Origin of the sequence: Exiguobacterium sp. SH3S3, from assembly GCF_004337115.1 — a bacterium.
Lineage (GTDB): Bacteria > Bacillota > Bacilli > Exiguobacteriales > Exiguobacteriaceae > Exiguobacterium > Exiguobacterium aurantiacum_A.
The window spans coordinates 78535-96965 of record NZ_SJUU01000002.1 but is presented as its reverse complement, the minus strand read 5'-3'; the positions used below and the strand labels follow the sequence as shown (position 1 = coordinate 96965).

17 protein-coding genes are annotated in these 18431 nt (G+C 52.4%); 13 read left to right on the top strand and 4 right to left on the bottom strand.

Annotated features, from left to right (window positions below):
* Window positions 1–6: 6 nt before the first annotated feature.
* Window positions 7–444 carry a universal stress protein gene (locus tag EVJ28_RS02240; RefSeq protein ID WP_016508455.1) on the bottom strand — a complete coding sequence of 146 codons (438 nt, stop codon included), beginning with the start codon at window positions 442–444 and terminating at the stop codon, window positions 7–9.
* Window positions 445–627: 183 nt separating this feature from the next.
* Between EVJ28_RS02240 and EVJ28_RS02235 the strand changes: the two genes are divergently transcribed.
* A complete protein-coding gene (locus EVJ28_RS02235) occupies window positions 628–1353 on the top strand; it encodes an SDR family oxidoreductase (RefSeq protein ID WP_131469742.1) in 726 nt (241 codons plus the stop codon).
* A 12-nt stretch (window positions 1354–1365) separates the two neighbouring features.
* Window positions 1366–2088 carry a metallophosphoesterase family protein gene (locus EVJ28_RS02230; protein ID WP_131469741.1) on the top strand — a complete coding sequence of 241 codons (723 nt, stop codon included), beginning with the start codon at window positions 1366–1368 and terminating at the stop codon, window positions 2086–2088.
* 290 nt (window positions 2089–2378) lie between these two features.
* On the opposite strand, the gene EVJ28_RS02225 is transcribed toward EVJ28_RS02230, so the two are convergent.
* On the bottom strand, window positions 2379–3473 hold the full coding sequence (locus tag EVJ28_RS02225; RefSeq protein WP_071397827.1) for a M24 family metallopeptidase: 1095 nt from the start codon (window positions 3471–3473) through the stop codon (window positions 2379–2381).
* A gap of 161 nt (window positions 3474–3634) precedes the next feature.
* Here EVJ28_RS02225 and EVJ28_RS02220 point away from each other — a divergent pair, with 161 nt between their 5' ends.
* A complete protein-coding gene (locus EVJ28_RS02220; protein ID WP_070329497.1) occupies window positions 3635–4945 on the top strand; it encodes a DRTGG domain-containing protein in 1311 nt (436 codons plus the stop codon).
* A 40-nt stretch (window positions 4946–4985) separates the two neighbouring features.
* Here EVJ28_RS02220 and EVJ28_RS02215 read toward each other — a convergent pair whose 3' ends face one another.
* Window positions 4986–5300, bottom strand: coding sequence for a YtpI family protein (locus EVJ28_RS02215; RefSeq protein WP_236633359.1), 315 nt, complete (start codon window positions 5298–5300; stop codon window positions 4986–4988).
* 76 nt (window positions 5301–5376) lie between these two features.
* On the opposite strand from EVJ28_RS02215, the gene EVJ28_RS02210 reads away from it, so the two are divergent.
* Window positions 5377–6342: a DHH family phosphoesterase gene (locus tag EVJ28_RS02210; protein WP_070326931.1), complete on the top strand. Its 966-nt coding sequence runs from the start codon at window positions 5377–5379 to the stop codon at window positions 6340–6342.
* Window positions 6343–6358: 16 nt separating this feature from the next.
* On the opposite strand, the gene EVJ28_RS02205 is transcribed toward EVJ28_RS02210, so the two are convergent.
* Complete coding sequence (locus EVJ28_RS02205; RefSeq protein ID WP_016508471.1) at window positions 6359–6550, bottom strand: YtzJ family protein; 192 nt, start codon at window positions 6548–6550, stop codon at window positions 6359–6361.
* A gap of 101 nt (window positions 6551–6651) precedes the next feature.
* On the opposite strand from EVJ28_RS02205, the gene dnaE reads away from it, so the two are divergent.
* The 9 genes from dnaE (at window position 6652) to icd (ending at window position 18428) form a co-directional block, all read left to right on the top strand.
* Complete coding sequence (gene dnaE / locus EVJ28_RS02200; RefSeq protein WP_236634012.1) at window positions 6652–9819, top strand: DNA polymerase III subunit alpha; 3168 nt, start codon at window positions 6652–6654, stop codon at window positions 9817–9819.
* Between the two features lie 128 nt (window positions 9820–9947).
* Window positions 9948–10448 carry a FadR/GntR family transcriptional regulator gene (locus EVJ28_RS02195; RefSeq protein WP_236634011.1) on the top strand — a complete coding sequence of 167 codons (501 nt, stop codon included), beginning with the start codon at window positions 9948–9950 and terminating at the stop codon, window positions 10446–10448.
* Window positions 10449–10462: 14 nt separating this feature from the next.
* The gene (gene accD, locus EVJ28_RS02190; RefSeq protein ID WP_071397830.1) at window positions 10463–11317 is read left to right on the top strand and encodes an acetyl-CoA carboxylase, carboxyltransferase subunit beta; all 855 of its coding nucleotides are present in this window, start codon (window positions 10463–10465) and stop codon (window positions 11315–11317) included.
* A complete protein-coding gene (gene accA, locus EVJ28_RS02185) occupies window positions 11310–12245 on the top strand; it encodes an acetyl-CoA carboxylase carboxyl transferase subunit alpha (RefSeq protein WP_131456066.1) in 936 nt (311 codons plus the stop codon). The genes accD and accA overlap by 8 nt, the downstream gene beginning before the upstream one ends.
* 160 nt (window positions 12246–12405) lie before the next feature.
* Window positions 12406–13374 (top strand): 6-phosphofructokinase, encoded by a 969-nt coding sequence (pfkA, locus tag EVJ28_RS02180; RefSeq protein ID WP_131456068.1) that lies wholly within the window; start codon window positions 12406–12408, stop codon window positions 13372–13374.
* Window positions 13375–13469: 95 nt separating this feature from the next.
* On the top strand, window positions 13470–15212 hold the full coding sequence (gene pyk, locus EVJ28_RS02175; protein ID WP_131456070.1) for a pyruvate kinase: 1743 nt from the start codon (window positions 13470–13472) through the stop codon (window positions 15210–15212).
* Between the two features lie 68 nt (window positions 15213–15280).
* On the top strand, window positions 15281–15745 hold the full coding sequence (locus EVJ28_RS02170) for a DUF441 domain-containing protein (protein ID WP_131440022.1): 465 nt from the start codon (window positions 15281–15283) through the stop codon (window positions 15743–15745).
* A gap of 184 nt (window positions 15746–15929) precedes the next feature.
* Window positions 15930–17042 (top strand): citrate synthase, encoded by a 1113-nt coding sequence (gene citZ, locus EVJ28_RS02165; protein WP_131469739.1) that lies wholly within the window; start codon window positions 15930–15932, stop codon window positions 17040–17042.
* Window positions 17043–17156: 114 nt separating this feature from the next.
* Window positions 17157–18428 (top strand): NADP-dependent isocitrate dehydrogenase, encoded by a 1272-nt coding sequence (gene icd, locus EVJ28_RS02160; RefSeq protein ID WP_070326938.1) that lies wholly within the window; start codon window positions 17157–17159, stop codon window positions 18426–18428.
* The last annotated feature ends 3 nt before the right edge of the window (window positions 18429–18431 follow it).

The window sequence follows — 18431 nt, the reverse complement described above, 5'->3', positions numbered from 1 at the left end:
ATGAAATTATTGACGAACGATCAGGACGTCGCACTTCGAGTACCGGACGATGCTCTCGGATACGCTACCGATAAAGAAGCGTTCGACCGCATTCAAGCCGGTCGCTCCACAGATGATAAGGTCAATTTCGTGATTCGGTGCGATTTTTTTCGCAATCGTCACTTTAGGCGAACCGTATTCAATGACCGTTTCGACTTCTTTGACACCACGTTCTTTGGCCCGATTGACATAGTCGTCGAGCAGTTCTTTCGCATAAGTTTCTGCACGTTCGGTAATCGTCCGATCGTATGCTTCGACCGTTGCGAACGTCCGTGTATCGATCACGTGACCGATATACAGTTTTCCGTCGTTTCGAAGGGCGACGTCGATTGCTGTTTCGAATGCACGTTCCGCCTCTTTCGAGCCGTCGACGGCAGAAAGGATATGTTTGTAGACAATTGCCATGTAAATCCCAACCTTTCGCTTGAAATGTACGTGCGGCTTACATATATAGTATACCACTTCACTGGAAATTCACGCTCGGTTCTTTTGAGAATGGATGAAATTTTCACAACTTTCTTACGGAACAGGTTGAAGTTTGGAAATCGATAGATGGAACGGGTAAGATGATACAGAGGAGGGATGACGATGAAACACGTAGTCATCACGGCTGGTGCGAAAGGGATCGGCCGGGTTGTGACGGAACGACTGTTGGAGGAGGGCTGGTATGTCAGCGTGCTTCAACGAAAACCGATTGATTGGGAGCATGAACGGCTACATATGATCGAGACGCCGTTGACGGACCGAGAAGCGGTGACGGCCGGTTATGACGAGGCGGTGAGCAAGTTCGGTAAGCCGGACGCTTTGATTTTGAACGCGGGTCCGTATATTTTCGAACGGAAATGTCTCGTTGATTTGACGGACGAGGAGTGGGACGAAGTGATCACCGGGAACTTGTCCGCCTCGTTTTGGCTGATGCGTCGGGCGATTCCGGATATGCGGGCGAAGCGATTCGGTCGTATCATCACGTATGGCTTCCCTGAGAGTGCGACGGCACCGGGCTGGTTGCATCGGTCCGCCTTTGCTGCCGCGAAGACCGGTCTCGTCAGTTTGACGAAGACGGTCGCGCTCGAGGAAGCGGTGCACGGTATCACGGCGAACATGATCAATCCTGGTAACATCGTCGGTGCGCAGAAAGAGATGCGGATCGAATCCGCTGAACCGGATGATCAAACACCGGTCGGTCGGCATGGGACCGGCGAAGACATCGCGCGAATGATCATGTTCTTGCTCGCGCGGGACTCGGACATGGTCACCGGGGCGGTCATCGATGTGACCGGAGGCGTCAACGTCGTCCACCAATATCGAAAGTAAGGAGTGCTTCATATGAAGTTGGCCATTTTGACGGACATTCACGGGAACGTCCAAGCGTTAGACGCGGTTTTGAACGAGTTGGACGGTCAAGGGATCGATGACATCTGGAGTCTCGGCGATATGATCGCGATGGGGCCAGATTCAAACGAAGTGATGGCGCGACTCCTCGACCGAGGTGTCAAGATGATCACGGGAAACCACGATGAAGCCGTCCTCTCACTGCTCGCCGGAACAGGGCATCCCGAAAGTTATGCCCATACGCGGCCACATCACGAATGGGTCGCACGAACGTTGCGCCCTGACTACGCCGATGCGCTTATGAAATTGCCTCGTACGATCGAGCAAACGATAGGCAGGGAGCATATATACGGCATTCATTACCACATCCCGACTGAAAAACGTGAGGCATCGATCGTCGACGAGCCGTTTCATGACATCGTCGAAGCGACGCTTCCGAACATGCAGCGCTTATTTGGTGATTACGCGGCGGACGTCGTTTGTTTCGGTCACCATCACCCGGTCCACGCGTTTCAAGATGAGTGCAAACGGTATTTCAATCCGGGAGCGCTCGGCGTCGCCAAAGACGATTTGGCCCGCTACGGAGTGCTGCAGTGGGATGAGGCGGGACTGCGTGTCCTCGCTAAGACGATCCTGTACGATAAACCGTCTTTCATGAACAAGATGGAGCGTGACGAAGTGCCGCAGCGCGAAGTGATGTGGCGCCTGTTCTATTGAAAAAGAGGTTGAAGGCGTATGCCTTTAACCTCAAGCTGTTGACGAACGAGGTCGCTAAAAGCGATCTCGTTCGTCTTTTATTATGTCCGAAGACCTTGAGGCGCTCTGCCCGACATAAAATTGAAGAAATGCTATGTAACGGTCGTTCTCGTCCGCGGTAGAATGTGAAACGGCCGCCCGAGGGCGACCGTTTGCTTTGCTCGTCCGATGGTACTGCGGCTCCGGGATTGCCTGCGGATAGCGTTGGCGCCGGAAGGACGAGCGAATTTGACTGTGTTAGTCAACCTTTTTCAAATTTCTTGTAACGTCTTCGGGAAGCTCGTCAACAAGATTGGTCCGCTTTCCGTCATGACGATATCGTCCTCGATCCGGACGCCGCCGACACCGGGGAGATAAATGCCTGGCTCGACCGTGAACGTCATACCGACCTGGGCCGTCATATCGTTGTTGGCTGCCATCGATGGGAACTCGTGAACCTCGATCCCGATACCGTGGCCGACGCGATGGGTGAAGTATTCCCCGTATCCGGCCGTCGTGATGACTTGGCGGGCGGCGATATCGATCGAGCCGAGCGTCGTCCCGACGTTCGCCATCTCGATGGCGGCTTCTTCGGCCCGGAGCACGGTCTCATAGATTTCCCGCTGTTTCGTGCTCGCCTCACCGTAGACGACGGTACGGGTGATGTCTGAACAGTAGCCTTGCCAGACGACACCGAGATCGAATAAGGCGAAGTCACCTTTTTTAAGTCGGTTGTTGCCAGGCACACCGTGCGGATCGGCGCTATTTTCACCGAACAAGACGAGTGTGTCAAATGACATCTCACGGACACCTTGCCGTTTCATGGCGTATTCGATCTCGGCGATGACTTCAAGTTCGGTCACCCCTTCACGCAACGCGCGGATGCCGGCTTCGATTGCCATGTCGGCAAGTTCGGCCGCCCGTTTCATGACCCGGATCTCATCTGTCGACTTGATCATTCGGAGCGCTTGTAATTCTTCCGTCAAATCAATGATTGAAAGTCCGGCAAACCCGGCACGAAGTTGTTCGACGCGGTTATACGGTAAATGCTCGCCTTCGATCCCGATTCGTTCCGGAATGATTTGTTGGTCGAGAAACAGTTTGACGACCTTGTCCCACGGATTCTCGTGGTCCATGTACGTCACGATCTCACCGTTCCAGTCGCTCGCTTCGACGATTCCTTTTTCAAGGGCCGGACAGACGAGCGCCGTTGTCCCGTTCTTCAGTACTAGGATAGCGATCAAACGTTCATGGGCCTCGGCGTATACTCCTGAAAAATAGAAGACGGACGCTTTTGACGTGACAAACGCGGCGTCTAGCCCTTTCGTGGCCAAAGATTGTGCAATGTGGTTGGTTCGTTGATTCAACTCGATTCCCTTCCTTCTTGTTCAGTGGCTTTCTCGTTCATTATAGCGTTTTCCAAAATGGAAAGGAAATGTTGCATTTTCAGTAGTACAGTTTGAACAAGGTTCACTGATACAGTATACTGAGGATGACAGAAAATGTATTGAGGAAAGGGACTCGTGACATGACAACAAAACATGAACAGATCATAGCACATATCGAGTCGCTCGATGTCGGGTCTAAAATCTCCGTTCGCCAAATCGCCAAAGAACTTGCGGTATCAGAGGGGACGGCTTATCGGGCCATCAAAGAAGCGGAGAACTTGGGGTTCGTGTCAACGATCGAACGGGTCGGCACGATCCGCATCAAGCGCAAACATAAAGAGAACATTGAAAAACTGACATTTGCCGAAGTCGTCAACATCGTTGATGGTCAAGTGCTCGGCGGACGCGACGGCCTGCATAAAACGCTATCTAAGTTCGTCATCGGGGCGATGAAGCTCGAAGCGATGATGCGATATATCGACGTCGACTCGCTCGTCATCATCGGGAACCGGGAGAAAGCGCATGAACTCGTCTTGCAATCAGGCGGGGCCGTACTGATCACCGGTGGATTCGATACGACCGACGAAGTGAAACGGATGGCGGATAAGTACAACATGCCCGTCATCTCGACTTCCTATGACAGCTTTACCGTGGCGACGATGATCAACCGCGCCATCTATGACCGTTTGATCAAAAAGGAAATTCTGCTCGTCTCGGATATCGTCATTCCGTTACACGATACGTTTTATTTAAAAGTGGACGATACGGTCAAACGTTGGCACGAACTCAATGAACGGACGAAGCACAACCGTTACCCGGTCATCGACGACCAGATGAAAGTCGTCGGCGTCATCACCGCCAAAGATCTCATCGATCGGCCGCACGATACAGAAATCGAAAAAGTGATGACGAAAAGCCCGATCACGGCCGGCGTTCAGACAAGTGTCACGAATGCGGCCCACCAGATGGTATGGGAAGGGATCGAGATGTTGCCGGTCGTCGACAACTACGGTCGCCTGCTCGGCATCATCAGCCGTCAAGACGTCCTAAAGGCGCTTCAGCTCGCGAACCGGCAACCACAAGTCGGTGAGACGTTTGATAATATGATCACCAATCAGTTGAAAGAGGATCCGACTTCGAACGGGACGGCGTTCACGGTCGAAGTGGCACCTCAAATGACGAGCCACATGGGGACGGCGTCGTCCGGAGTCTTGACGACGCTTCTAGTCGAAGGGGCGACCCGGAGTTTGCGGCATATGAAAAAAGGCGACCTTGTCGTCGAGAATATCACGGTCTACTTCATGAAACCGATTCAAATCGAGAGCCAAATCCGCGTCTCGGCGAACGTGTTCGACCTCGGACGAAAGTTCGGGAAAGTCGACGTCGAGATGACACAAGGGACACAACTCGTCGCTAAAGCGCTCGTCACAGCGCAACTGATCGACCGGTAAAGAAAAACGAGCTGATGATGTCATCAGCTCGTTTTACATATTAAGATTGGTTGATTGGTTCTTCAGACGCCTTCGGGAAAATCTTGCGATAGCGAATGATCCCGACGATTGCGTTGCCAAGCCCGAGGACGAGCATGACGATGCTGACGATCCAGCCGATGGTCGAATTGAGGCCGAGGCCGCCGAGCATCTGGTTGATGGCGAACAGCGCCAAAAACAAGCTGAGCCAGATGAGCGCTTGCGTGTTGAACAACGCTTTCCGGTACGGCGTCTTCGTCAAGAAGGCCCGACGTTTATAGACCAAATACGCACCGAGTGAGAACAAGATGAGTCCGATCATGATTAATTGACTCAAGTGAGAAACCCCTTTCAAACGTATAATCTGTTATCATCATACCATAGAATGGACATCAAGAAAGCGAGGAACGACCATGGCACATTGGCCTGAAGCAACAACGATATTGAAGTTAATCGAGGCGGCGGACACGATTATGATCCATCGACACGTCCGTCCCGACCCAGACGCGCTCGGAAGTCAACTCGGCTTAAAGCGAATCATCGAGCGGGCTTACCCGGATAAACACGTTTACGTCGTCGGCGGGATCGCCCGCGACCTCGAATTTTTAGGGAAGATGCAACACGTGGAGCCGGAGATGTATGACGAGGCGCTCGTCCTCGTGCTTGATACAGCGAACCACGAACGAATCGATGGACCATACGCCTTGAAAGGGAAGACCGTCGTCAAGATCGACCACCATCCTGACGAAGACGAGTATGCGACACATCAGATCGTCGATACGACGGTCAGTTCGACGTCGGAGATTGTGGCCGAGCTCGCTCGGATATGGGGCTTGGCTATCGATGAGCAGTCGGCGTTCTTACTTTTCGCGGGTATCGTCGGTGATACGGGACGCTTCCAGTTCCGGAACGCGACGCCGCACACGTTTGAGATCGCTGCTGACTTGATCAGTTACGGCATCGACACGAACCGCTTGTACCGCCAAATGTATAAGACGAACTTGGCGACACTCCAACTGCAAGGTTACGTCCTGCAAAACGTTCAAGTGACAGAGGCTGGCGTCGGATATGTCAAAATCGACGCCGACGTGCTCCGGACGTTTCATGCGACGCCGGAAGCGGCATCGTTGCTCGTCAACAGCTTCTCTGGACTGGAGGGGTTGAAATGTTGGGTCATGTTCGTCGAGAACAAAGATGAGATTCGTGTCCGTATCCGCTCGAAAGGCCCGGTCATCAATGAAGTCGCCAAACGTTACCGTGGCGGCGGGCATCCGATGGCAGCCGGTGCGACAATTGACACGTGGGAAGAAATGGACGATGTGATTGCCGCACTAGAAGAAGTGGCCGCACCGTTCGAATTTGAAAATGAAGAGAGCTGACCGCGGTCAGCTCTCTTCATTTTGTATCGTCGTCTTGTGGAATGAACCACGTGCCGCGATCGGTGACGTCTTCGACGACGTCTAGTTGGTACTCGGTAATGTATTTGCGCAGCCGTTCGATAATTTCAGGACTGTCGGCAAATACGGTCTGTCCGTTCTGTAAAAGTTCTAACTTGTCGCGCGCGATTTTACCCCGATTAATAATCATACGCTTTTACCCCCTTTTATCATTCGTTTTGTCTATAATTATTGTATCAGAGAAGCATCGAGATGAGTTTGACAATTAAGAAAAAAGAGAGGGGGGCGCTTGTGCTCCATTTAAATGTAAGATCAGCGTTTAGCTTGATGCATAGCACGATTCGCCTAGAGCAATATGTCGCCTCGATGGCGGAGCGGGGGAGTAAGTCGGTCGCGGTCGCAGATGACGCGTTTTATGGCGTTCCTCAATTTGTGAGACTATGCGAACGCTATGCGGTCAAGCCGGTCATCGGTCTACGGACGAGCCTTCATGTCGATGGGCTCGAGTTGGCCGTGCTCGTGTATGCGATGACCGACCTAGATATTCCAAAGCTGTATCGCATCGTCGAGGCAGGCGGATTGACCGAACCGACGGATTTATCGGTCGTCATCTTACCTGAGAATTGGAAAACGAGTGACCCGGTCCACCGACGTCGTTTGTTTAACCGTATCCTCGGCTTTGTGGCAGAAGAGCGGTTATGGCTCGGGTTGCCTGCTCCGCAGACGACCGAACAGACGCTCATCGTCAAACAGCTTCGGGGGATGCGCGAAGAACTCGGTGTTCGTTTAGTGCCGACGCCAGAGACGTGTTATATGCGACCAGAAGATTTTGAAGCGTATCGTGCCATCGTCGCAATCGGGGAAGGCGAGGTCATCTCCCAAGAGGACGTTCATCAAAAAGGCAAGTATGTGCGGCTTCCGAGCGAGATGAACGACTGGTTCGAACCCTTGGAGCTCGAGGAACTCGCGCGATTCGAACAACTTGCATCGGTAGCGCATATTCCGGCCGCGACTGCCGCGATCCCGGAACTGCCTGATGCCGTCGATCGACTCAAACGTCTCGTCGCGGAGCGATTGAAAGCACTTGATTTGCTCACCGAGACGTATATCGATCGGGCCCGGTACGAGCTTGACGTCATCGCCGGTACGGGGTTCGCCTCATACTTCTTGATTGTCGAGGACATCGTTCGCTTCGCCAGGGAGCAGGGCATCGAAGTCGGTCCAGGTCGTGGTTCAGCGGCCGGGTCGCTCGTCAGTTTCGCGCTCCATATCACAGAAGTCGACCCTGTTCGCTTCGATTTGCTATTCGAACGTTTCTTGAACCCGGAACGGATCAGCATGCCGGATATCGATTTGGACTTCGAAGACGAACGGAGAGACGAGGTCGTCCAGTACGTGCTTAATAAGTATGGACTGCATCACGCCGCTCAAATCGGTACGTTAGCCACATTCGGTGCGAAGGCGGCGCTGCGTGACGTAGCGCGTGCTCTCGGGATGACGCTTGAAGAAGGCCAGGCTGCGAGTAAACAAGTCAAGGACGACGGAATCGCGGGCATTACGAACAATCCGACTAAAATGAAGTGGTTTGCCGGAAGTCAAAAACGGTCGCACTTGTTGACGATCGCGTCTCAATTGGAAGGTTTGCCGAGGCAAGCGTCGATCCATGCGGCCGGGATCGTCTTGAGCCGAGATCCGCTTGACACGGTAACGCCGCTTCAACCGACGGACGGGGGTCAAGTGACGCAATATAATATGAAGGATCTCGAGGCGCTCGGACTGCTGAAAATCGATTTGCTCGGCCTCCGGAACTTGACACGATTGCGCGAGATGGAGATGTTGATTCGTGACACCGATTCACTATTCTCCCTAAAATCGATCCCGCTCGATGACAACCGGACGTTACGCGTTCTCGCACGAGGCGATACAGACGGCGTCTTTCAGTTTGAGTCGGACGGGATGAAGCAGGCGCTGCGGCAAGTGAAGCCGACCGAGTTTGAAGATATCGTCGTCACGATGTCGCTTTATCGCCCTGGACCGATGCAGTTCATCGAGACGTATGCCAAGCGTAAGCACGGGATGCCGTACAAGCCGGTCCATCCGATCGTTGGCGAAGTGATGGAGACGACTAAAGGCGTGCTCGTCTACCAAGAACAAGTCATGAAGTTGTTGCGCGAACTCGCCGGATATTCATACGCCGAGGCCGATTTGATTCGTCGAGCCATCGCTAAAAAGGATATGGCCGCCATCGAGGTCGAGAAAATCCGTTTTTTGGAGAAGACGGCGAAGCACGACATGGATTCGATGCGACAAGTATTCTCATGGATTGAAAAATTCGCGGGCTACGGGTTCAACCGGTCGCACGCCGTCGCCTATAGTTTGATCAGTTATCGATTGGCGTATGTGAAAGCTCACTTTGAACGCATTTTTTATCTCGTGACGTATGATAAGACGAATCAACTCGTGCGCATGCTCCGGAAAGGGAAAATCCCCGTCTATCCTCCTGACGTCTTGCACGGGAAAGCGGGAGCGTTTCTAGAAGGTCCGGGTGTCCGTCTGGGCCTCAAGGCGATTCAAGGATTGACGAAGCGGGACGTGGAACGATTGATTGAGCATCACGATCAGTTCACCGATGTGAAACGACTCGTGGAGCTGATGGACTGGGGAGCGAAAGATCAGTTGAAATTGCGCCGTCTGCTCGGTTCCGGGGCGTTAGACCGTATGTACCACGGGGAGCGGAGCCAAGCTTTCCGGGCTGTGGAACGCTTGCGGGAAGAGACGGGGACACATTTGCTCCCGGATGAACTGTCGGCCCTCGGTTTGAAACGGACCGAGATGCCGGAACCGAATTGGTCGGAGGAAGAACGCGAGGCGCTCGGGACGTGGATCGTCCACTCACCTTTGACGACGGTGGCACCCCTTCCAGTGGACACGGCCACAATCGAGGAAGTGTTGCGCGGCGACAGAGGGTTTATCGTCGTTTACGTCGATGCGATCCGGACGTTTAAGACGAAGAAAAACGAGGAGATGGGTGTCGCCATGGTCGATGACGGGGTCTCGCAAGATGAGGTCGTCATCTTCCCGCGCGTGTTCGCAAACTACGCACGTTCGCTCTATGTCGGGAACGTCCTATTGCTCGAGGTTCATCCAAACGAACGGGACGGGCGGATTCAACTCGTCGTGGAGCGGGTACGGCCGTTAAACGGTCAAGCGTTGTTCGTCCGACTTCGCCGTGAATCGTTCGCCGAGCTCGAAGAACTCCTTCATACAGCAAGTGGGGACGTCCCGGTAATTTGTCGCTTCTCCGACTCAAAAGAGGTGAAGCAATTGGCGTCTGCTTACTCGGTCAATCCGACGGAATCCTTCATGACCGCTTTGAAGAACCGGTTCGGGGAAGCGGACGTCGTCTTAAAGCGGGTCGATTCAAAAACGTCCAGCACGGGAACTAGTACCAAGTCATAAAAAGTGGTATAATCTGTTTGATTGGTCTGACCACTTTAAAGAAAATGCCATCCGAAAAGGAGTTGAACGGTCAGATGCATGGAAAATACGCATCCTCATTTCACGAAAACATTTCTAAAATTAGATCGTTGATCGTTCAGGCATCGCTCGCGCCGGGCGACCGTCTTCCATCCGAACGTGAACTTGCCGAGACGCTTTCAATCAGCCGCGCTTCGGTCCGAGAGGCGCTTCGGGCCCTCAGCTTTCTTGGGATCGTGGAGACGCGTCACGGGGGCGGGACGTTTTTGTGCGAGCAAGATCGGCACCGCTACATCGAGATCTTGTCTGAGTTTATCGTCACGAAACAGACGAAAGCGTCCGACATCGTCGACGTGTTGCGGTTGCTTGAGCGCCTGGCGTTCTCTGAAGTCGAGCCGACACCGGAGCGGGTCAAGCTGCTCGAAGTGAACTTAGCGAATGACCGCGAGTTCCGACAACAGCTGATTCTAGGCCTAGGCAATGAGCTCTTCATTCGAATTTGGAGTGAAGTGAACCGATTTTATGACGGGACGGACGCAGGTGAACTGTATACGATCGAAGAACGAACACAATTATTGGAGATGTGGCGCAAGGTGAGGATGCCGGAATGAACGAGGGGGAAGCGATGACTGCTTTTTTCAAGAAACCAAAACGATACATGCCGTTGCGTCAACGAGAACCGAAAATTGACGCACCACAAGGATTGATGACGAAATGTCCATCCTGTAAATATATGCATTATACGAAACAATTGAACGAACACCATAAAGTGTGCGATTGTGGCTACCATTTCCCGCTCAGTGCAGATGAGCGGATTCGATTGCTCACTGATGAGAACTCATTCGTGAAATTTGCTGGACCGCGCGTGAAAGAAAATCCGCTCGATTTTCCAGATTATGAAGAAAAATTAAAAAAAGACAGGGAACGAACTGGGATTGAAGAGGCGATTGTCTGCGGCCGCGGAATGATCTCTGGCCGTCACGCCGTCATCTGTGTCATGGACGCGCGCTTCCGGATGGGGTCGATGGGGGCTTATGTCGGGGAAGCAATCGCTTCAGCCGTTCGGACTGCGACCGCGGAACGGTTACCTGTCGTGTTGTTCACCGCTTCAGGCGGTGCGCGCATGCAAGAAGGGATGGTCAGCCTCATGCAGATGGCGAATACGTCCATCGCGCTCAAGCAACATGACGAGGCCGGATTGCTGTATATCGCCTACTTGACCCATCCGACGACAGGGGGCGTCTCGGCTAGTTTTGCCATGCTCGGTGACTTGAACGTCGCCGAACCGGGTGCGTTGATCGGCTTCGCCGGACGGCGAATCATTGAACAGACGATTCGTGAAAAATTACCAGACAACTTCCAAACTGCTGAGTTCTTGCTAGAGGCTGGTCAACTCGATGCCGTCGTTCATCGTGAACAGATGCGTTCGTTCTTAAAGAACATCATCGATTTACATGACGGGGGGGCACACCATGTTTGACTCAACGAAAGAATTGAACGAACAACTCGTAAAGTTGCGCGAGATGGCGGAAACGAAAGGGATCGACCTATCCCGGGAGATCCGCCATCTCGAGACGAAGCTCCACCGATTAGAAAAAGACAATTATGGGAATATGAAACCGTGGGATCGCGTGCAATTGGCACGGAACCCGAAACGGCCGACGACGCTCGACTATATCGATCAGCTGTTCCCGGATTTTATTGAACTGCATGGCGACCGCCACGGATATGATGATGCGGCGATCGTCGCGGGGATTGCCACGCTCGACGGTGTCCCGGTGACAATCATCGGCCATCAACGCGGCCGCAATACGAAAGAGAACATGTTGCGAAACTTTGGCATGCCTCATCCGGAAGGGTATCGCAAAGCGTTACGGTTCATGAAGCAGGCCGAGAAATTCAACCGGCCGGTCATCACGTTCATTGACACGAAAGGTGCTTACCCGGGTAAGGCGGCCGAAGAACGCGGACAAAGTGAGGCGATCGCACGCAACTTGTTTGAGATGGCGACGTTAAAAGTCCCGATTGTTTCTGTCGTCATCGGCGAGGGCGGTTCTGGAGGAGCGCTCGGCATCGGTGTATGCGACCGGCTGCTCATGCTCGAGAACAGCACGTACTCGGTCATCTCGCCAGAAGGTGCGGCAGCACTGCTTTGGAAAGATGCGAAGCTGGCGGAACGGGCCGCTGAAACGATGAAGATTACAGCACAAGATTTGCTCGATTTAGGGATTGTCGATGAGATTGTGACGGAAGTGTTTGGTGGAGCTCACATCGATGTGTCACTACAGTCTTCGCTCTTGAAGCCTGTATTAATACAACACGTCAGTGAGTTGGTGAAACGCTCGCGTGATGAGTTGCTGCAAGGGCGCGCTGCCAAATATCATCAAATTGGCACATTTGGTTCGTGAAAACGGTAACAACCGCTTGAGGCTCACGTTAAACGACTCACGAAATGACTGCTTCCGACGGTACCCCATGCATTTTTTTCACATACTTGTGTTGTAAAACAAAGGTCAGACATGGTATTTTTATTTCAGATTTCGTTAAAACACATAAGAGGTGAGTGACGTGAATTTAAGACGAATTGCGGTATTGACAAGTGGGGGAGACGCCCCCGGAATGAACGCTGCAGTCCGTGCAGTGACCCGAAAAGCAATTTTTGAAGGTCTAGAAGTGTACGGCGTGTATAACGGCTATCAAGGTTTGATTGAAGGCGATCTCGTTGAATTGAACCTAGGTTCAGTCGGCGATATCATTCAACGCGGAGGAACGTTCTTACGTTCTGCCCGTTGCCCAGAGTTTAGAACTGAAGAAGGCCGGGCTAAAGCGGTCAAACAGTTGAAGAAATACAACATCGATGCGCTCGTTGTCGTAGGCGGAGACGGTTCTTACCGTGGAGCTCAGAAGTTGACGGATCTCGGTTTCCCGACAATCGGACTACCTGGTACGATCGACAACGATATTCCGGGAACGGACACGACGATCGGATTTGACACAGCGCTCAACACGGCGCTCGATGCGATCGACAAGATTCGTGACACGGCTTCTTCACATGAACGTACGTATGTCATTGAAGTGATGGGTCGCGACGCGGGTGACATCGCTCTTTACGCCGGTCTTGCCGGTGGAGCGGAGTCGATCCTCGTCCCAGAACGTCCTGAAGACTTGAGTGCGATTGTGGAGCGGATCAACCATGGTGTTGCCCGCGGCAAGAAACACTCGATTGTCGTCGTTGCTGAAGGAGCTGGCAGTGCCGAAGAGATTGGTAAGCTCATTGCTGAGCAGACAAACTCGGAAACACGTGTCACGATCCTTGGACATATCCAACGTGGTGGTTCACCAACTGCCGCCGACCGCGTGCTTGCTAGCCGGATGGGCGCTTACGCCGTTGAAATCCTGTTAGAAGGCAAAGCTGGACGGGTCGTTGGAATCCGTGGCGGTAAAATGATGGACCTCGATATCGACGAGGCGCTCGACCATAACAAGCATACGCTTGACATGAAGTTGATCGACCTGTCGAACCAACTTTCGATTTAACGAGTGACAGTGAACTCCACAGAGACGGGATCAGGTCAATCGACCCCCCGTTTTCTGTGTGTAAATGTAATACATCCCCTAGGAGGTTTTTATTTATGCGTAGAACGAAAATTGTATGTACGATCGGACCAGCTTCAGAGAAGCTTCTCCCAGAAATGATTGAAGCTGGAATGAACGTGGCTCGCCTTAATTTCTCACACGGTGACTACGAAGAGCACGGAGCACGTATCCGCGACATCCGTGAAGCATCACGCGTCGCAGGCAAAATCGTGACAGTCCTTCTCGATACGAAAGGTCCTGAAATTCGGACGCATACGTTCGCAGACGGAAAGGCACTCCTTGAAAAAGGGAAAGAAGTGACAATCGTCTCAACAGAAGAAATCGTCGGAACGAAAGACCGTTTCTCGGTCACGTACGAAGGATTGTTCGATGACGTCGAAGTCGGTTCTAGCATCATGCTCGATGACGGACTCATCGGTCTCCGTGTCGTCGAAAAACTTCCGAACCGCGATCTTCGTTGCATCATTGAAAACGAAGGCGTCATCAAGACGAAGAAAGGTGTCAACTTGCCGAACGTCAAGGTTAACCTTCCTGCCTTAACAGACAAAGATATCGCGGACATCGAGTTCGGTATCTCGCAAGATATCGACGTGATCGCGGCTTCATTCGTACGTCGTGCGTCTGACGTCGTCGCCATTCGTCAACTTCTCGAGAAGCACGATGCGTCGCACATCAAGATTTACCCGAAAATTGAAAACCAAGAAGGTGTCGATAACATCGACGAGATCTTGTCTATCTCTGACGGTTTGATGGTTGCGCGTGGTGACCTCGGTATCGAGATCCCGACTGAAGAAGTCACACCGGTACAAAAAGAATTGATCAAGAAGTGTAACGACCTCGGTAAGCCGGTCATCACAGCGACACAAATGCTTGACTCGATGCAACGCAACCCGCGCCCGACACGTGCGGAAGCGTCTGACGTTGCCAACGCCATCCTCGATGGTACGGATGCGGTCATGCTCTCAGGTGAGACGGCTGCAGGGGACTACCCAATCGAGTCAGTTCAAATGCAAGCAGCGATCGCTGTTCGTACAGAGCGTATGCTTGACTACAAAAACTTGCTCAAAGATCGTCAAAAACGCAGTGAGCATACGGTAACGGATGCGATCTCACAAGCGGTTGCCCATACGGCAATCAACTTGAACGCGAAAGCGATCTTGACGCCAACACAATCAGGTTACACGGCTGCCCGTACAGCGAAATATCGTCCGGAAGCAAACATTATCGCGGTGACTGAATCAGAGCGCGTCGCTCGTCAGTTGAACCTCGTTTGGGGCGTATACCCGATCGTTGCTGCTACAATGCCGAACAACACGGATGAGATGTTGGTTCAAGCATCTGAAGCAGCTCGTCACGCTGGACTCGTCACAGACGGCGACCTCGTCGTCATCTCAGCAGGTATTCCGGCAGCGACTTCTGGTACGACGAACATGATGAAAATTCACATCGTCGGACACGCTCTTGCAAACGGACGCGGCATCGGTGAGCGCGGCCTCGTCGGAGAAGTCGTCGTTGCGAACAATGCGGACGAAGCGAACGCGAAAGCAAAAGACGGCATGATCCTCGTCGCACCGTTCACTGATAAAGAAATGATGCCAGCGATCGAAAAAGCAGCCGGCATCATCACGGAAGACGGCGGATTGACGAGCCATGCCGGCATCGTCGGACCATCGCTCCGTAAACCGGTTATCGTCGGTGTTGAATCTGCAACGTCTACGTTCCGTGACGGACAGATGATCTCGATCGACCCGCTTACTGGAAAAATTTATAACGCGTAATCGAATGACAATCGAACCGACCTTCTCATGAGGTCGGTTCTTTTTCCATTCAGAAAGAGGGATGAACCATGGGTGCTTATTTATTTCTGCTATTACTCGTCTTGATCGGGGTGATTGCTCATAATCAGTCCATCATTATCGCAAGCAGCGTACTCTTAATCATTAAAGCGATCGGCTTCGGAGACCAGTTGTTCCCGACGCTCGCCGCAAAAGGGATTCATTGGGGTGTGACGATCATCACGATCGCCGTCCTCGTCCCAATCGCGACCGGAGACATAGGTTTTAGAGAATTGTGGAATAGTATTAAAGGACCGGTCGGCATCATTGCCTTTTCGTCCGGTATCTTTGTTGCCCTCGCCGCCGCCCAGGGCGTGCAATTGATGCGTGTCGATCCGGTCGTGACGACGGCCTTGCTCGCAGGCACCATTCTCGCGGTCGGATTCATGAAAGGCGTTCCGGTCGGACCACTGATTGGTGCCGGGATTGCCGCGCTCATTTTAGGGGGATATAACCTTATCGAGAAGTGGGTTTGACATTTTTTTACGACTGGATACGCTTACATTTCTTTTTTTCAGTAAATTGTTTATACTAGACGGAGGACAGGGTGGCGCGAACTCGATACGTGCTGGGGAGATTTATCGAACCCCCACCCTTATTCCCTGCAAACAGACTGTATGATGCGGTCGACTACTTTCAAAGACTGAGGGGGAGTTATGAATGTCAACAACTAAAGGGTTAGAAGGAATTGTGGCAGCAGCCTCAAAAGTCAGTTCGATCATTGACGGACAATTGACTTATGGAGGATACACAATCGATGACTTGGCAGACCATGCCACGTTCGAAGAAGTCGTCTTTCTATTATGGAACGACCGCCTTCCGAAGGCAGATGAATTAACGAAACTCTCAGAAGCGCTCGTTCAAGAAGCGAAGTTGCCAGAAGATGTCATCGCGACACTCGAGCGGGCACCAAAGTCTGCGAACGCGATGGCCACGATTCGCACGGCACTCTCTCAACTCGCGTTGTACGATGAAGAGGCTGAGGATATGAGTGAAGAGGCAAACATGCGTAAAGCGATTCGGCTTCAAGCACAAATCGCGACGATCGTGACTGCTTTCGCGCGGTTACGGAAAGGCAAGCAACCGATTGCGCCGAAGCAAGGCTTGTCGTATGCAGCCAATTTCTTATACATGTTGAACGGGGAAGAGCCGAATGAAGTCGCCGAGACTTCAATCGACAAGGCGCTCATTCTTCACGCCGATCATGAGTTGAACGCTTCGACGTTCACAGCCCGTGTCTGCGTAGCGACGCTCTCAGATATGTATTCTGGTGTGACGGCAGCGATGGGCGCACTCAAAGGTCCACTTCACGGTGGCGCCAACGAGGCGGTCATGAAGATGCTTCACGAAATCGGTTCGGTCGACAAAGTCGAAGACTACGTGCGCGGCAAGTTCGAACGCCGTGAGAAGATCATGGGCTTCGGTCACCGTGTTTATAAGGACGGCGATCCGCGTGCGAAACACTTGAAAGAGATGAGTCGCCAACTGACGGCTCAAATCAATGAGCCACACTGGTACGAGATGTCTGAGAAGATCGACCACCTCGTCGAGACTGAAAAAGGGCTCAAACCGAACGTCGACTTCTACTCGGCTTCGACGTACTATGCGCTCGGTCTTGACGAAGAGCTGTTCACGCCGATCTTCGCGGTCTCGCGGATGTCAGGCTGGATCGCACACATCCTCGAGCAATACGCCGACAACCGTCTCATTCGTCCGCGTGCCGAGTACGTAGGCGAAACGAATCGTTCATACGTACCGGTAAACGAGCGTTAATTGACGCATCGTTCGAAGATTGCGTCACAATTTAGACATAAACTTTGGTAAACTAACAGATGACGTAGGTCGGCGCTCGCGTCGGCCTACATAAATGTACTTAGGGGGATTCATATGTCAACACAAGGTCAAAAGATTACAGTAGAAAACGGTGCACTCAACGTACCAAACGTACCAACGATTCCATTCATCATCGGAGATGGAACAGGCCCAGACATCTGGAACGCTGCAGTCCGCGTCTTTGATGCAGCTGTCGAGAAAGCATACGGCGGCGAGAAGAAGATCGAATGGAAAGAAGTGTTCGCTGGCGAGAAGGCGTTCAACCAAACGGGTGAGTGGCTTCCTAACGAGACGCTCGACGAGATCCGTGAATATTTGATTGCCATCAAAGGACCGCTCACGACACCGGTCGGCGGTGGAATCCGTTCACTCAACGTTGCGCTCCGTCAAGAACTTGACTTGTACACGTGCTTGCGTCCTGTCCGTTACTTCACTGGCGTCCCGTCACCGGTCAAACGTCCTGAAGACACAGACATGGTCATCTTCCGTGAGAACACAGAAGATATTTATGCAGGGATCGAATACGCTTCAGGCAGCGACGAAGTGAAGAAGTTGATCACGTTCTTGAAAGAAGAGATGAACGTCAACAAGATCCGTTTCCCAGAAACATCGGGTATCGGCATCAAGCCGATCTCGTCAGAAGGAACAAAACGTCTCGTTCGGGCATCGCTCGAATACGCGATCGCGAACAACCGTAAATCGCTCACGCTCGTCCATAAAGGAAACATCATGAAGTTCACAGAAGGCGCCTTCAAAAACTGGGGGTATGAACTCGCAGAAGAAGAGTACGGCGACAAAGTGTTCACATGGGCCCAGTATGACCGCATCAAAGAAGAGTCAGGCGAAGCTGCTGCGAACGAAGCGCAATCGAAAGCGGAAGCGGAAGGCAAGATCATCGTGAAAGATTCAATCGCTGATATCTTCCTCCAACAAATCTTGACTCGTCCGCGTGAGTTCGACGTCGTCGCGACAATGAACTTGAACGGTGACTACATCTCGGACGCGCTCGCTGCCCAAGTCGGCGGAATCGGGATCGCACCAGGTGCGAACATCAACTACGTGACAGGACATGCCATCTTCGAAGCGACACACGGTACGGCACCGAAGTATGCCGGTCTTGACAAAGTCAACCCGTCATCTGTCATCTTGTCAGGTGAGATGATGCTCCGTCACATGAACTGGAACGAAGCGGCTGACCTCATCGTTCGTTCGATGGAGAATACGATCGCATCGAAAGTCGTCACATACGACTTTGCCCGTCTCATGGACGGCGCGACAGAAGTGAAATGTTCAGAGTTTGCGGATGAACTGATCAAAAACATGTAAGTA